Source organism: Pseudoalteromonas sp. M58, from assembly GCF_042604605.1.
Lineage (GTDB): Bacteria > Pseudomonadota > Gammaproteobacteria > Enterobacterales > Alteromonadaceae > Pseudoalteromonas > Pseudoalteromonas tetraodonis.
In genome coordinates, this window is record NZ_CP152390.1 from 592,499 (window position 1) to 609,297 (window position 16,799).

Consider the following 16,799-nt stretch of genomic DNA (forward strand, 5'->3'; position numbering starts at 1 on the left):
ATGAAAATCCCTACTATTTCAGAGCTTGCTCTTGATCATAATCGCTTGATGCTGGCCATCGTCTTTGGTCTTATGCTATTTGGCGCATTTAGTTATTATCAACTACCCAAACAAGAAGATCCTAAAATAAAAATTCGTGAGGCGGTTGTAACAACCGCTTACCCTGGCATGAGCGCAAAAAAAGTAGAGCTGTTGATCACTAAAACACTCGAAGAAGCGATACGTGAAATGCCCAGTATTGCCGAAATTCGTTCAGTATCTATTCCAGGCCGCTCTATTATTCACGCAGAGCTCAAGCAAAGTGTTGAGCAAAGTGCGTTTGATCAGCAGTGGGATATCCTGCGCGACCAAATTAACGCGGTTCGAGGCGAGCTACCCAGTGGTACTTTACCTTATGTAATTAATGATGATTTTGGTGATGTTGCCGTGTTAACGGTGGCACTTATTGCAGATCCCGCTTATAGCATGGGGGATCGCCAAGATGTGGCGCAACATATTGCCGATATGATGCATCAAGTCGAAGGCACAAAAAAAATTGATATTTTAGGCATTCAGCAAGAGCGTATTTTTATTGAAACTAAAAACGCTAAGCTCGCTCAATTAGGGATTGCACCCACACAATTGATTGCGGCTTTAAAAAATCAAAATATTATACGCCCCAGTGGCATTATTGATGCCGATGGTGAAAACTTTATTATCCAGCCTTCTGGGAATTACCAAAGCCTAGCTGATATACGCAATACGCTGATCACTGTTCCCAATCAATCACAAACCATCTTATTACGTGATATTGCCAAAATAAGCCGTGAAGTGATCGACCCCCCATCAAGAACAAGTTACTACAATGGCCGTCAAGCCATTATTTTTGCAATCTCTAAGGATGAACAAGCGGATGTGCTGAAATTCACTCCTAAAATGGAAGCGATGATAGCTCAAATTAATCAAACTATACCTGCGGGCTATCAATTAAAAAATATTACCCGACAAGCTGATGTGGTTGCCGATGCTGTATTTGGTGTGAGCTTTAGTGTGTTACAAACCATTGTTGTTGTCTCTATTGTGGTTATTATGTTTTTAGGTCTACGTACCGGCTTGATTGTAGGTTCGATTGTACCTGCAGCTATTCTAATCACGCTTTCAATTATGAACTTTATGGGTATTCCGCTGGAGCGTATGTCGCTTGCCACGTTAATTATAGCGCTTGGGCTACTGGTTGATGATGGCATAATAATGGCTGAAGATTTTAAAAAGCGTATAGAAGAGGGCGAAACGCGTGACGAAGCTATTCGTAATACCTCGGGTACGCTTGCGATACCCTCTTTAACCTCATCGTTGACTACTATTCTTGTGTTTTTGCCATTGATGTTGGCGCAAAGTAGTGCGGGTGAATATACACGCTCTATTTCGCTGGTGGTGTTAATTGCATTGCTTATTTCATGGGCGTTGAGCCTAACCTTTACTACTTACTTGTGTCATCGCTTTGTGAAAAAGGAAACGAGGCAAAAGCAAAATATTATTCGCCGTAAAATTAATGGATTTTTCGATAGCCTTAGTCCGATTTATGAAAAAGTATTAAGACGAATTATGCGCGCTCGCATAATTTTTGTTGTTGTTATATTAGGGCTGTTTTTTGTTGGTGGTTGGGCTATGAGTTTAGTGCCTGCTAAGTTTTTTCCAGACTCCGACCGCGCGCAAATTTTAGTGTATTTAGATATGCCAGCCGGCACGTCAATGCGTAAAACTGATGCAACGATACAAGCCATTTTAAAAAAATTGGATGATAAAGCGCGTTTTCCGCATATTAAAAAATATGCTGCTTATGGTGGATTTGGCGGGCCACGGTTTGTTTTGTCACTCACACCGATTGATCCTGAGCCTTCAAAAGCATTCTTTATGATTGATGTTGGAGAGCGAAAACTAGCTGAGCCAACAATAAATAGCGTGCGCGACATGTTTGCTCAAGACTTTCCTGAAGTTATGGGGCGCGCCACTAAAATGTTTTTAGGGCCCTCAGATTCTTCACTGATAGAGATTCAAATTAAAGGCCCAGATAGTAATTATATTTATTCTATTGGCGAGGAAATTAAAACCTTATTGCGCAATACAGACGGCGCATTCGATATTAAAAGTGATTGGGAAAACCGCATTACTACACTTAAAGTTGAGGTTAACCAGCAAAATGCTCGTCGTGCTGGGGTTAGTTCAAACGATGTTGCCCAAGCATTAGAAACCTACTTTTCGGGACGCACAATCTCTGAGTTTCGTGAAGGTGATGACATATTCCCCATTGTGTTAAGGGCACAAAACAGTGAACGTTACGATCTAGACCGTATTAACAGCGTAAATGTTTATTCTTCGGCTCGAGGCGTTAATGTTCCTTTAATGCAAGTGGCCGACATTCGCTATGAAACGCAATTTGCGCGTATTGCGCGTGAAAATTTATTTCGTACTGTAACAGTACAAGCTAAAAACCAGATTATGTCGGCGCAAAGTATGGTGCCATTAATTGAAGGAAAGCTTGATAAAATAAGAGAAAAATTACCCCCTGGTTATGAAATAGAATATGACGGTGTAATTGGAGACTCCGCGGAATCGCAAGCGTCAATTTTAGCTAACTTACCGCTGTGTATTGCCATTATGGTGTTTATTATTATTGCGCAATTTCGCTCTTACCGTGCAACTAGTATTGTATTTTTGACTGTGCCATTGATCATCATTGGTGCTGCTTTTGGTTTGTTGATTATGCAGGCAAACTTTGGGTTTATGGTTATTTTAGGTCTATATGCGCTTGCCGGAATTATCATTAATAATGCGGTTATATTAATTGACCGTATTAACATTGAACGTAAACAAATTGAGCACAGTGAACAACAAACCGCTGAGCAGTATAATCAGCAAAATTATGAGGCGGTGATCAGCGCTTCTTTAAGACGTTTACGACCTATATTAATGTCTACTTGTACAACAATAATAGGCTTAATGCCGCTCATTTTATCTAAAGATGTTTTGTTTTATGGCCAAGCAAGCACTATTGCGTTTGGTCTTGCAATGGGAACAATTTTAACATTAGGGTTTGTTCCGGTTGTGTATACTTTTTTCTTTAAAATAAAGCCGGTTAAAGCAGATAAACAACAAACCCAGCGTGAGTTAGAGCAGGCTTAATACGAAGGGCTGATAATAGTTTTATCCCTATTTAGTGGTAATTTTAGCCACTAAATAGGCCTGTTTTATTCATGCTTTATTTGTTTAGATAAAAACAAGTTAGTAACGTCTGCGACTTTGATTAACGACTTTTTATCAGCTTGACTCCAAGTTACCTTTGAGCCCACACTTTCACAACAAATGACACCTAACGGTTTGCTATTAAGTGTATAAATGTAATCAAGTAAAGAATAAATATCGAGTGGCTCAAAGTAAGAGTGAGAGAACGGCTTGGTTACTTCGTTATTTCTGGCATCAGAAGCGTCGAGTACTTGGTTAGCTAAAATATAGTTGAAATAAGCAGGGGAGTTTTCTGTGTATAGAACAGTTCCACTTGACACGTCATTATTTTCATCAAGGCAAATTAAGCAATTTAATGTACTGTATTCCTTATTAAATAACCAAAGGCTCACTCGATTAGCATTGGGAATAAGCGCTTTTAACTCTTTGCATATTTGCTTTAGCTTCCGGTCGCTAGAAACATTAGGATCGCTAATTTTTACTGCTAGGTTTTTTAGGTTGAGGTTTTTAGGATTATAAACATTGAGTAAGCTATTGATCTTAGCTTTATCAAACGGTTTAGTTAAGTAGCCATCCATACCAATATCTAAATAATGCTCAATGTCTTGTTTTAGGGTATTTGCTGTCATAGCTATAATCGGAACGGTTTTACCTGTAGGAAGCGCTCTAATAGCTTGCGTAGCTTTTATGCCATCCATTTCAGGCATTTGTATATCCATGAAAATTAAGTCTACCGAGTGCTCCTTGAAGTACTTAACGCATTCTTTACCGTCCTCTGCGATAATTAAATTAGCATTATGTGCTTTGAGCATTTTAACAATAATAAGCTGATTTATTTTATTATCTTCGGCAATTAAAACAGTACTACCTTGAAGGTTTGTTATATCAGTGCACTGCTTCGAGGTTGGTGGCAATAAAGCAATCTCAAAGCTTTGCTCATAGGTAAACGTGGAGCCCTTATCTATTTTGCTGGTAAAGCTAAGGTGCCCCTGCATTAACTCACTTAAACGAGCGCAAATTGATAAGCCTAAACCTGTGCCTCCATATTTCCTTGAGGTTGATGAGTCGGCCTGATGAAATTCTTTAAATAAATGCTCTTGAACAGTCTCATTAATACCAAGGCCTGTATCAATAACTTCAAAGGTGAGTACTTGTGTTTGCAATGTACTATTTTTAACACTTATCTTCAGTTCTACTTGGCCAAAGTTGGTAAATTTAATCGCATTTGAGCACAGGTTATTTAAAATTTGCGAAATCCGAAGAGGATCGCCTTTTAAATTGTCTGCTATTTTTGGGTCTATCGATGTAATCAGCTTTATGCCTTTAGCAGATGCCTGCTGTAACAGGGGTTTTATTACATCGCTAATAACCTCATTAAGACTGAAGTTGATATGTTCAATTTCTAATTTGCCAGCCTCAATTTTAGAAAAGTCTAAAATATCGTTAACAATATTTGATAAGTAATGTGCTGACTTTAATATGCTTTTTAAGGTGCTGTTTTTTTCCTCTGTTGTGGTCTCTGAGATAGCAAACTCAGCTAAATTTAAAATTCCATGTAATGGGGTTCTCAGCTCATGAGTCATATTTGCCAAAAATTTACTCTTTGTGTTATTGGCGATATCCGCGGCTTCTTTTAACTTTTCTAGCTCTTTATTGTGTTCTTTTTGTTTTTCTAACGCCATAAACAGCTTTTTATTATTAAGCCGAAGCTCTAATTGCGCAATGACCTCTTTGCTCAAAACCGTGAGTGCATTTATTTGTTTGCTTGAAAGCTTTTTTGGTTTATCGCTAATAACACATAACGTACCTATAGCGTTTCCTCTTGGTGTGATGAGAGGTGCACCTGCATAAAAGCGAATATTTGGGTCGTTTGTAACTAAGGGATTATCGTGAAAGCGGGTGTCAGTAAGTGCATTTTGAACTTCGAATACTTGGTTTTCTAGAATTGCGTGAGAACAAAACGAAATATCTCGTGCGGTTTCGGCTACATCAATACCATGCTTTGACTTAAACCATTGCCTGTCAGGATCAACAAGACTTATTAGTGAGATTGGCGTTTCGCAAATATCAGATGCAAGCTGGGTTAAATCGTCAAAGGATTTTTCAGCTTCAGTGTCTAAAACGTCATACTCATATAAGTCTTTTAGCCGTGATAGTTCATCCTCAGGTGTTGACGCTTTTATCATTATGTAACCTTGTTTTTGTTATGCTTAACAATGAGTAATAGAATAAAAATAATAACGCATTAGCTAGGGTCTGTTGACCTTTCAAGGTTAAATTTGCAGCAGTCTGTTTGGCATTTAGGCAAGGCAGCGCCTATGTGGTGTGGTTGTTCCCCATAAATAGGCGATAACGCAGCATCAATACCAAACAGGCGCTGCCCGAAGGGTTCTGCCTAGGGGCGATTTACTCTTTGTTGCTCGGTTTTTACTTAGCCCACTAGGTTACAAACCTCGCGCCGCGATTAAACCGCCCCTAGCTTGAACAAATTTTAATCCGCAAAGGTCAACAGACCCTAGTATAAAATGAAAAAATACGCGTTTAATGTCAATTTGCTTGAAGTGTATTTTTATTTACGAATTTATCTACTGTTGAAAATTTAAGCTAAATTATTGTGCTTAAGTATTTAGCTTATATGACCTTTTAAATTTTTACGAATTGATTTAAAACAATCCGTCTTATAGGGAGTCAATCAACAATTTTATTTCGACCACTATTTTTTGCCTCGTATAAATAGTCATCAACGTATTTTAAGCTGCTTTGTAGGCTAATTGTGCCATCGTGGGTAAGCAGTCCAATACTAACAGTAAAGCTAATATTTTTATTGCGATAGTAAACTTTATGTTCATTCACTGCGTTTTTAATACGCTCAGCGGCTTGCTTAGCTTCGGCTTTGTTTGTGTTAGGCATTATAATTAAAAACTCTTCACCGCCAAGGCGAAATACAGCGTCATTTTTTCTGGTGAGGCCATGTAAAATATTAGCGAGTTCTTTTAAACCTTTATCTCCAGCTTCGTGGCCGTAGTTATCATTTATGGCTTTAAAGTGATCTATATCGAGCATTAATAATGAAATATAGGTATTTCCATCTTGTGTTTTTAATAGCTCATCGGTAAGGAACCTGTATAAGGTTCGCCTATTTAAACATCCTGTAAGTGGGTCTACATTAGCCTGTTTTTCTAACTCTTTGTTAAGTGTAAATAGTTCTTGAGTGCGTGCCTGTATTCTTTGCTCTAAACTGGTATTAAGGGCTATGAGTTTGTGTTCTATGTTTATTTCTTTGCTTACATCGTTTTGCACCGCAAAGTAATAAGCGATTTTTCCATCTCTATAAATCGGCGATATTGCCAACTCATTCCAATAGGGTTCCCCACTTTTGGTGTAGTTTAAAATTCGGGTGCTTATAGGCAGCCCTTTTTTGAGGTGAGTTTTAAGTTTAGCTATCGTTTTTAAATCAGTATTTTCACCTTGTAAAATAGAGCCGAGTTTTTTGCCTTCGACTTCAAAAAGGCTATACCCTGTCATTTTTTCGAATGATCCATTAACCCAAATAACATGCTTATTTTTATCGGCAATGACCATTCCTACCGTAGTTTCTTTGAGTGCGGTAACTAAAAAGTCTCGTTCAAGGGCTATTTTTTCACTTCCTGTTATATCCTGAAAAATGCCGTATAGCTTAGTAATTTCACCATTTTTATTTCTTGATACATTACCGCTTGATATTACCGTGCGTTCTTGTTGGTCGTCATCTACAACACGTAATTTTATACAACTCCATTCTTGCCCCGTTAAAAGCGCATTTTCGACAGCGCTGGCTATTTTGGGCTTATCATCTGCATGATAAAAGTTTATTGCAGTATCTAACTGTGGTGAATAGCGACTAGGGGAAACACCATGGATAGTGTAAATTTCATCGGTCCAAAATAATTGGTTGCTATTACAGTCGAGCTGCCAATAACCTACTTTTAAAACTTCGCCTGCGTTTTCTATGATGGTTTGTAATTCGTTATTTTTAATAACAGAGGACACTTGGGCAAAATGCTGGTTAAAAACTAAAACCATATATTGGTGTTGGTTTTGATCCACATTATGTAAGCAGCAGTTCAGTTTAATAGAGTAATCGGTTGCAAATGTGAGCTCAATATCAAATTGGTCTAACTCATTATGTTGCGATTTTAGTGCGAGAATTTGTTGTTGTAATAGTGTTTTGCTTTGAGTTGTACAACAGGCATACAGGTTTTCAATAGTTGGCATGTTTTTGGTTGTAATATTTAGCTCTGACCACCCATCTGAGAGATAACTGAGCTGATCATGGTTATCAAATACCATTAAAAGAAAGTTGCATTTTTCTAGCAGTGCAATATTTATGTCTTTAATATCCATAAGCTCCCTACATATGAAAAGTATTACAACAATATGGTTGAGTATAGACATCTTTTTTATTTTTTCAGTTTGAAGGCAGTGTAAATAGTGGTCAGAATTTTTACTAAAAACGTATTTCAGGTTTGTTTTTGTGACTTTCCTGATAAGGTATTGGTTGCATAACAATATTTTAACGTTATTTCGTTGCTGTTAACGAAAAGCGAATCATTGGAGATTTTCATGAGCATATTTCGATTGAGTGTTATTACCTCGATTTTTTTAGCCGCAAATTTTTGCGCCAGCAGTGCACAAGCTAATACTAAAGTGATTCATGCGGGAGAGCTATTAAGCGTCCCTGGCGAAAAATCACAGCAAAAACAAACTGTAGTAATAGAAAATGGCAAAATAGTGTCTGTATCCGCTGGTTTTTTACCGGCCTCTCGATTTGGTGATGATGCCCAATTAATCGATTTATCGACCAGCTTTGTTATGCCAGGGCTTATGGATATGCATGTGCATTTACAAGGTGAGCTTGGGCCAGATAATAAAAAAGAACTGGTTGAAATGTCTGATGCAGATGTAGCGATGCGCAGTGTTCATTTTGCTAATAAAACCCTGATGGCGGGATTTACCACCGTACGTGATGTAGGTAGCCAAAGCGAACAAATGTACGCATTACGAAAAGGGGTGGCGAATGGTTGGGTTAATGGCCCGCGTATTATTGCCGGTGCTGGAGTAACTATTACTGGTGGGCATTTAGATGTTGATGGTATGAGTCCTGATTTACTCACCATAAAAACACCACGAACAGTGTGTGATGGCGCAGTTGAGTGCCGTAAAAAAACACGTTATGCAATTAAGTATGGGGCCGATTTAATTAAAGTGGCCTCTACCGGTGGTGTGCTTTCTGATACCACCACGGGGACGGGTCAACAAATGGAAGACGATGAGCTCAAAGCCATTGTAAAAACCGCACATGGGTTAGGGCGAAAAGTAGCAAGCCATGCCCATGCTGCACAAGGTATTAATGCCGCACTTCGTGCAGGGGTTGATAGCATTGAACACGGCAGTTACACCGATGAAGAGGGCATTAAGCTCTTTAAAGAAACCGGCGCTTACCTTGTACCAACGTTATTAGCTGGCGATACTGTGGTTAATATGGCAAAAAATTCAGATTTTATGTCTGCACCTATTAAGGCTAAAGCAACGAGAGTGGGGGGCGATATGCTCAACAACTTTACTAAGGCTTACAAAGCCGGCGTTAAAATTGCCTTTGGCACGGACAGTGGCGTATCAAAGCACGGTATTAACGCAAAAGAAGCCGTATTGATGTATGAAGCCGGTATGAGTACCTCCGATATTTTAAAGTCGGCAACCGTCAATGCTGCTGATTTAATTGATATGAGCCAGAGCTTAGGCACTATAGAGCCTGGTAAGTTTGCCGATATTATTGCCTTAGATTCCAGCCCACTTAGCGATATTAGCGCTTTAATGGATGTTGATTTTGTGATGAAAGAAGGCGTAATTTTCAAACAACAATAAACACTATATTTATTTTATTATGAATGACGTTACAACGCTGGTAGGTCGTACAACAAAATGTTTGTAGACGATTGACCAGCGTTATTTTGTTATACCGTTTTTAGGTAAAAAGGAAGTAGTTTATTTTGAAGAGCTTAGTGGTTTTATTTTTTAGTGTATGGCCTTTGTTAGCAAATAGTGCCTCGCAGCAACCAGTTGAATTTCCTGATGTTGAAAATAATGTAGCTTATGCAAAAGTGGCTTCATTGGGATTTAACTTAGCCGATGAAAAAATAGCCTACGGCAGTGATGAGTCACAGTACGCATTACTTTGGCGCGCAAAACAAGCACTGGTGCAAACGCCGTTAGTTATTTTACTCCATGGTGGCTGTTGGCTTAGTGAGTACGATATTAAACACACGTATGCGTTAAGTACGGGGCTTGCACAAGCTGGTTTTAACGTGTGGTCATTAGAGTATCGAAGAAGTGGTACAAGCGGTGGTGGCTGGCCTGTCACATTTAATGATATAAAAGCCGGTATTTTAGCGGCAAGTACTTACAATATTGGCGAGTTTAAATTAGCTGACTCGGTTGCTGTAGGGCACTCTGCTGGTGGGCATTTAGCACTGCTTGCGGGTGGTGAAATAAGCCAGCTTAAAGGCGTTATTGGCTTAGCCCCTATCACTGATATAAAAGCATATGCACGTGGTAATAACAGCTGTCAAAAAGTGACAAAAGATTTTATGCAAGGTATGCCAACTGATAAACCTAAGGCTTACACGCAAGCTAACCCGAGTGAGCAGCCACTTCATCCCCAAAGCATTATTTTACAAGGCGACAAAGATGCCATTGTCCCCGCTTTTAATTTAGCGCAGTTTAAACGCCCAGTGGTGATGCTCGAAGGCGTGGGGCATTTTGATTGGATCCACCCAGGATCTGAGGCATTTAGTACACTAATAAAAAATTTAAATGAGATATAAAAATGAATTTTAATGAGATTGTAGCGCTTGATAAAGCCGACCCGCTGGCTAATAAACGCGATGAATTCGATTTACCCGCAGACACTATTTATCTCGATGGTAATTCACTGGGTGCTTTACCTAAAGCCGTTAAGTCGCGCGTGGCAGAGGTGGTAAATCAACAATGGGGTAGTCACTTAATTAGAAGTTGGAACGATCACCAATGGATTGATTTACCCACTCAGGTAGGAGATAAAATAGCGCCGATTATTGGTGCTGCAAAAGGCCAAGTGATTTGTTGTGACTCTATTTCAGTTAACTTGTTCAAGCTGTTAAGTAGTGCGTTATCGTTAAGCCCTGGCCGAAATGTGGTGTTATCCACGCAAGATAACTTTCCAACCGACTTATACATGGTACAAGGGTTAAGTGACTTATTAGGCCCTGACTTATGTCAGCTTAAATTAGTAGCAGAGCAACACATTAAACAAAGCCTTAGCGATTCAGTGGCGGTGCTGCTATTAACGCAGGTGAACTTTAGAACCGGGCAGCTATTAGATATGCAAAAGCTGACCAAGCTTGCCCACGAAAAAGGCATTTTAGTGATATGGGATTTAGCCCACAGCGCGGGGGCTTTACCTGTTGAGCTCGATAACTGTAATGCAGATTTTGCTGTTGGCTGTGGCTACAAATACTTAAACGGCGGCCCGGGCTCGCCTGCATTTTTATATGTGGCAAAGCGTCATCAGGCTAGTGTAAAGCAGCCACTATCAGGCTGGATGGGTCATGCTAAACCATTTGCTTTTAATGCTGAATATCAGGGCGCTGATAATATAAATCAGTATTTGTGTGGCACACCGAGTGTGATTGCTATGAGTGCGTTAGATGCCGCCCTTGATGTATGGCAAGATATAGATATTTCACAAATAAGAGAAAAGTCGATTGCACTCGCTGAGGTATTTACTAAATTGCTACAAACACATTCATGCTTAAGTGATTTGCGTTTATGCTCTACTGAAAATGCCTGTCAAAGAGGTAGCCAATTGGCGTTTTCACATACAGACGCGTTCGCTATATGCCAAGCGTTAATTGAAAAAGGGGTTATTGCTGATTTTCGTGCGCCCAATATATTACGCTTTGGTTTTACACCTCTTTATACCTCATTTGAAGATATATGGAATGCGGTCACGATTTTGGCTGAGGTGGTTAAAACCCAGCTATATACTCAGCCACGTTTTAATTTAGCAGGTAAAGTAACGTAACGTTATGATGAGCCATTATTCAATAATGGCTTATCAAATTACTTAAGTTAAAAAAGCATCGTGTTAGCAAAATAACTTGCTGCACCTTTCGTCTATTGTTGCTCTTTTTTTAGATTAAAGTAATTGAGTTGCACTCTCATCTCGGTAGCTTGTTCTGCCATTTGACGTGCTGCCGCCATTGTTTCTTCTGTAATAGCCGAGTTTGCCTGGGTTAAACCGGTTAAACGTTGTACAACAAGGTTAACCTCTTTAATCGCTTGCTCTTGTGCGGAGGTTGAATGCGCTATATGTATTATATTTTTATTAACATCGCTAACAGCTTGCATTATGTGTTTTAATTTCTTCCCTGAGGTGTCTGCTAATTCCGTCCCAAGCGCTATTTTTTGATTACTATTTACAATAATACTTTTTATTTGCTTTGCCGATTTAGCACTACGCCCCGCTAAATCACCTACTTCATTAGCAACTACGGCAAAGCCCCTTCCGTGGTCGCCAGCCCTAGCAGCTTCCACGGCGGCATTAAGTGATAGCAAGTTTGTTTGAAAAGCGAGGTTGTCAATAACCGTAAGTATTTCGTTAATGTCTTTACTGGCTTCATTCACGTCATCAATCGCGCTAACGGTTTGTATTGATAAGCGATTTCCTTCTTCAGCAATTTGCTCTGCATTGCTTGCCAATGCCACGGCACTTTTTGATTGTTCAGATACTTTAGTTAGCTCATCTAGCATTTGCTCAGTACTTGAGCTTGCCTCTTCAAGGTTGGCTGCTTGCTCTTCTGTGCGTTTACTTATTTCAGTATTACTTGAAGCTATTTCACCTGCATTTTGCATAACCTGGCCAGCTGATACTTGAATTTCTTGAATGACATTAGTTAATTTCTCAATGGTCGCGTTGGTGTCGCTTTTAAGGGTATTGAATACGCCTTGATATTGCCCCTCTATATTTTTGGTAAGGTCACCTTTAGCTAAGTTTGACAAAACGCTACTTACTTCATTTATAGCTAATGAAACTAATGAGGTAGACTCATTAACATTATTTTTTAAATCTTCCAATTGGCCTTGCAATGGTTGTTTTAATTGATGAGAAAAATCGCCATTTGCCATTGCAGCCATTACTTGATTAAGATCATTTATGACATGTTCAAGGTTTGTTACCGAGTGGTTTATATCTGTTTTTAAACTATTTAGCTGGCCTGTCATAGTCGATGAAATAGTATGATCAAAGCGCCCCTGACTAATTGCTAGCATGACTGATGAAATTTCAGTTAGAGCATTATCAATAGCAGTAATTGATGTATTGATGTTACTTTTTAACTGCTCAAGTTGACCGCTGGCTTCACCTTTAATCATTTTTTTAAAGTCACCTTTACTAACAAAGGACATGACTTCACCTATTTCATTCATTACATTATTTAAATTAGCCATACTGGAATTAATATCTTGTTTTAAGATATCAAGCTGTCCAGCTAAGGGAGCATCTAATTGCGCTGAAAACTGGCCCTGTCGTAATGCACTCATAACGTCACTAATACCATCTATGGCAATACTTAAGCTATTCACTGAGTTATTCACGCTGTCTTTTAGCTGGGCAAGTTTTCCTTTAGCTGGATAGGTAATTTGCTCTTTAAAGTTACCTTGCTCTACGTTAGCCATAATATCGACAATACTATTCATTGTGTTGTTTATTGAGGAAAGCGATTGGTTAATATTACTTTTTAAGGTGCCTAATTCACCTGACATTGAGACATTAATTTGAATATCAAATTGACCGTCAGCCATAGCAATCGCAATGTTATTTAATTCGTTTATTGCCCCGTTTAGTGAACTTGCGCAATCGTTGGTTGCTTGTTTTAACGTAGCTAACTCTCCTCGACATGGTGCTTCAATACGTTGATCAAATTTACCCGCAGCCATTTGGTTCATAACGCGATTTGTTTCACTAATAGATAACTGTAGAGCATCAAGAAGAGTGTTAAATGCTTGAGTGCTAACGCCTATTTCATCGCTTGAATAGACAGTTGCTCGTAATGAAAAGTCACCTTGTTGCTCCACTTTTTTCATCGTATCAGCCAATGCATGTATTGGCTTCGTGAGTGTTCGCGCAAACCAATATGCGGCAATAGTAACAATAAAAATAGTGACAAAAAGTATCACAATGAGTAGTTGGGAAAGAGTCGTTATTGACTCAAAAGCTTCTTGTTCGTCCATTTCTGCTATGAGTGCCCAGCGAACATTAAATACATTTACAGGTGCAAATGCAGAGAGCACCATTTCATTGTTATAGTCATTTATAACATGCTGCCCTTTTTCATTTTTTAGTGCTTTGATTACAGATAAGGTATTCACAGTGCCTTTATTTGGGTTTCTAAACGAGCTTTCTACAGAGTGATTTTTCGGATCAATATAAGAGTCAGAGCGCATTAACCCTTCAGGGCCAACAAGGTAGGTTTCTCCGCTTTCGCCCAACCCGTCACGTTCTTTCATAATTGAATTAATATCTTCAATCGATAATTGGGCAGCTAAAATAGCAACCGTTTTACCATCAACAACAATAGGCTTTCCTATAAAGCTTGCAGGGGCATTATATGAAGGGGAGTACTGTTTATAATCTGCAAAAGCAATTTTTTGTGGGTTGCTGCTGTCTTTTAATTGTCTAAATAGGTTCGCTAAATTACTTTTAGCGTAGGGGCCTGTTTGCAGCGATGTTGCAAAGTCTACTTCTTTATAAACAGAGTAAACAATATTGCCATTTGCTGGGTCGATAATGAAAATATCGTAGAACTTATTTATATTAGTCATATCGCGTAGATAAGGGTGATATTGGCGGTGCGCTTGCTCGTAACTGTCTGATTGCTCTGTGGTGGTTAGTTTTTGTTTTTCACCGATTGGGTTTGGGTTATTAGCTAGATAACGAGATTGCAGCTCAATACTTTTTGGATTCATTTGCTTTAATAGAGATGAAGAAACTGTATCAGTTGGGTTTAGCTGTTTAAATTTTGGAGCAAAAGACTCTTTATAAAAGCGATTTAGAGACTCTGATGAGGTTGAAGGGGAGGTATCATTAAATCCATCTATAAACTTTGTCGCAATATTGGCCATTTCTGGATTTGCTTGCAGCGCATTAAGCTTTTTTTCAATGTTGTTAAAATAGCGTTTAACAGCGCTTTGTTTTACTTTACTCACAGCGTCTAAACGCGAATAAACCTGTTCTGTCATCGAGTTTGAAGCTGTATTAATTGCGACAATAATAATTATTGTTATTGGCACTAGGGCAACAACTAAAAAGGCGGAGATAAGTTTTTTTGTTAAGTTTAATGAATTAAAAAAGTGGTTAATTGTGAGCATTACTATGTCCCTGTAATAAGGTTTGTACCTCAAATGAGCATAGAACACAATTTGTGAAGATCTAGTTAATAATTAAAGTAATGAGTTTTTATTATAAAATAGCCGAGATTGATACAGAGCGCTTTCAATTTTAATGTAATTTCAGCATGCTTTTTTAGCGGTTTAAAGCAAAAAAACGTAAAAGCATTTAAGTGCTCCTACGTTTATTAATTAATAGTCGTTCTAACGTTGAAGTTGAAAAAGCAAACGATGTTAGAGTGCGACTAAACTGCGCTCTAACATAGTTTGAATTTGCTTTACTATTTTAGCTTCAGTTTCGGGTTCAAACTGAGCAATTCGTGGGGTGTGAATATGTCCTGTCGGAATATCTGAATTTAGCTGATTTCGCAGGCGAATACTGCGATACGAAATTTCGTTAGACAAATAACCACCGCCACCGCCTCGCACTGCAATAGCGTCTTTTAATTCATCGAAACTATTAGGCTCAAAGTCTTTTTTTAAGGTAATAACATGATGATTATCATTAATCGCAAAAGGGCCTTTTGCCTTTAGCATAGCGCTAACAGGTAAGCTAAATTCTACAAACTCAGTACCGGGTAATGGGCGGTCGTTTAAACTTGGAATGAGCGGCGCTGTTTTGGTACCTCCATACACTATATTGGCGTTGTCGGGGGCTGTTACACTGCGGCGCTTACCTGGAAAGCGCTCAAGGTCAAAGTCTTTACTACCCATACTAACGGTAACCACCATATCAACATTATTAAGTGCGTAATAAGGGGCAAGTAAGGATTCTATAATACCGTGATCAAAGTCTTCATAACGCACAGGCACCATCACTGTGTTTATTTCAGCACTAATACCTTTATAGTTAATGACTTGGCCATCAAGAAGCAGTGCTGCAACACCCGATGGGTTGCTTTGGTTTATATTTCTATCAAGTAAAAACGGGTCAAATCCAGTCAATAATATTTTTTTAGAGGTGTTTTGTGAGTAGCTAAGATCGGTGCGACCCCGGCTGCCATTCTCTAAAAGTGTTAATAACACTGTTTGCTGCGCCGCGCTCAGCGAAAATGCAGGCTTTGTGGTGCGAATAATTTTGCTTGATTGTAAGCGAGCCCAGTAAAGTGCGCGATCATCTAAGTTTTGCGTTGTAGCGATGCGTTTTTTTGCACTAAACCATAATCGTTTTGAGTAGTCATTAACGGCATCTACGGCTTGTGCATAGCTTGAGAGTGACTTGAATTGCTGCTCAAATTGATTAACTTCGCTGGCAAAAGCGCTTAGCACGCTAGGTATCGCTTGGCTGGCTTTTTCAATTCGCAATTCTTCTGAAGTTAGCGGTGTGTTTAAATTAGCTAACGCATTAGAAGAAGAAAAAATTAAGCTTGCAGCAATCAGTGTTTTTATCATGATGGTCCTAAACTGAGTCGTATTTGTTGTCTACTATCCTATGCCTAATAAGTGGGTGCAAATAAAATCGTTGGTTGGTTTTATGTTGCAAGCAGTATAAAACCGGCGTTAAATCAAAAACTACGGGTATTTTATTAAAAAGAGTCGAAACTCTGTGGTGGGTTTAGCTACAATGGTGGCTGTGTATTTTTTAGTTTTTTAATTTTAGGCAACTATGCAACTTATTCAAATAGATAAAGCTCGTTATCGTAAACATTTAAACCGCGTTATAGTCGGTTGTGCCGCAAGCTTAGCGATTGGTAGTTTAGCTATTTCACAAACGCTTATTGCATTATTCCCCGATGAAAGTGGTAGTCATTTTCATTGGAACTTATTAGGCGTTATTGTTACTAGTATTGGTATTGGCTGGTTGTTAAATAAATACCGTACACATCCTTTTATGACCGAGGTGGTGTATGTATGGGAGCTTAAACAAGCGCTTAATAAAATTACCCGCAAGATGGCAAAGCTTAAAGCGGCGGGACGTGAAGGTAATCCTGATGCGCTATTAGCCATTCACTATAGTTATGCAGGTTCACGCTTGTTATGGCAGCTTGACGATAACACCATCACCATGGATGATTTAGCGATTAAACAAGCCGAGTTAGATAGCGTTGCGGCTAAATATAATTTAACTCTTAATGCCGATGACTACGATGACGCAATTTTAAAGCAGTTTTAAT

The 16,799-nt window shown here is 38.9% G+C and carries 9 protein-coding genes; 5 read left to right on the forward strand and 4 right to left on the reverse strand.

The window, feature by feature from the left end:
• Positions 1-3,162 carry an efflux RND transporter permease subunit gene (locus AAGD16_RS02755; RefSeq protein WP_377113486.1) on the forward strand — a complete coding sequence of 1,054 codons (3,162 nt, stop codon included), beginning with the start codon at positions 1-3 and terminating at the stop codon, positions 3,160-3,162.
• A 65-nt stretch (positions 3,163-3,227) separates the two neighbouring features.
• On the opposite strand, the gene AAGD16_RS02760 is transcribed toward AAGD16_RS02755, so the two are convergent.
• Entirely contained in the window at positions 3,228-5,408 is a 2,181-nt protein-coding gene (locus AAGD16_RS02760) for a response regulator (protein ID WP_377113489.1), read from the reverse strand.
• Positions 5,409-5,910: 502 nt separating this feature from the next.
• A complete protein-coding gene (locus AAGD16_RS02765; protein ID WP_013464114.1) occupies positions 5,911-7,605 on the reverse strand; it encodes a sensor domain-containing diguanylate cyclase in 1,695 nt (564 codons plus the stop codon).
• Between the two features lie 219 nt (positions 7,606-7,824).
• On the opposite strand from AAGD16_RS02765, the gene AAGD16_RS02770 reads away from it, so the two are divergent.
• The 3 genes from AAGD16_RS02770 to kynU all read left to right on the forward strand — a co-directional run bounded on the left by AAGD16_RS02770 (position 7,825) and on the right by kynU (position 11,323).
• Positions 7,825-9,126: an amidohydrolase family protein gene (locus AAGD16_RS02770; RefSeq protein WP_016900616.1), complete on the forward strand. Its 1,302-nt coding sequence runs from the start codon at positions 7,825-7,827 to the stop codon at positions 9,124-9,126.
• A gap of 125 nt (positions 9,127-9,251) precedes the next feature.
• Positions 9,252-10,085, forward strand: a complete 834-nt coding sequence (locus AAGD16_RS02775; RefSeq protein ID WP_377113494.1) for an alpha/beta hydrolase family protein — start codon at positions 9,252-9,254, stop codon at positions 10,083-10,085.
• A 2-nt stretch (positions 10,086-10,087) separates the two neighbouring features.
• Positions 10,088-11,323, forward strand: coding sequence for a kynureninase (gene kynU / locus AAGD16_RS02780; RefSeq protein WP_377113497.1), 1,236 nt, complete (start codon positions 10,088-10,090; stop codon positions 11,321-11,323).
• A gap of 92 nt (positions 11,324-11,415) precedes the next feature.
• On the opposite strand, the gene AAGD16_RS02785 is transcribed toward kynU, so the two are convergent.
• Together AAGD16_RS02785 and AAGD16_RS02790 are read right to left on the reverse strand one after the other, a co-directional pair.
• Entirely contained in the window at positions 11,416-14,667 is a 3,252-nt protein-coding gene (locus AAGD16_RS02785; RefSeq protein WP_013464118.1) for a methyl-accepting chemotaxis protein, read from the reverse strand.
• A 252-nt stretch (positions 14,668-14,919) separates the two neighbouring features.
• Entirely contained in the window at positions 14,920-16,077 is a 1,158-nt protein-coding gene (locus tag AAGD16_RS02790; protein ID WP_377113500.1) for a hypothetical protein, read from the reverse strand.
• A gap of 214 nt (positions 16,078-16,291) precedes the next feature.
• On the opposite strand from AAGD16_RS02790, the gene AAGD16_RS02795 reads away from it, so the two are divergent.
• Positions 16,292-16,798, forward strand: coding sequence for a DUF3087 domain-containing protein (locus AAGD16_RS02795; RefSeq protein WP_008115114.1), 507 nt, complete (start codon positions 16,292-16,294; stop codon positions 16,796-16,798).
• Position 16,799: the final 1 nt, after the last annotated feature.

Coding starts and splice junctions, on each gene's coding strand:
- AAGD16_RS02785 (WP_013464118.1), bottom strand. CDS start 14,667: ATGCTCACAATTAACCACTTTTTTAATTCATTAAACTTAACAAAAAAA.
- AAGD16_RS02770 (WP_016900616.1), top strand. CDS start 7,825: ATGAGCATATTTCGATTGAGTGTTATTACCTCGATTTTTTTAGCCGCA.
- kynU (WP_377113497.1), top strand. CDS start 10,088: ATGAATTTTAATGAGATTGTAGCGCTTGATAAAGCCGACCCGCTGGCT.
- AAGD16_RS02755 (WP_377113486.1), top strand. CDS start 1: ATGAAAATCCCTACTATTTCAGAGCTTGCTCTTGATCATAATCGCTTG.
- AAGD16_RS02795 (WP_008115114.1), top strand. CDS start 16,292: ATGCAACTTATTCAAATAGATAAAGCTCGTTATCGTAAACATTTAAAC.
- AAGD16_RS02765 (WP_013464114.1), bottom strand. CDS start 7,605: ATGGATATTAAAGACATAAATATTGCACTGCTAGAAAAATGCAACTTT.
- AAGD16_RS02760 (WP_377113489.1), bottom strand. CDS start 5,408: ATGATAAAAGCGTCAACACCTGAGGATGAACTATCACGGCTAAAAGAC.
- AAGD16_RS02790 (WP_377113500.1), bottom strand. CDS start 16,077: ATGATAAAAACACTGATTGCTGCAAGCTTAATTTTTTCTTCTTCTAAT.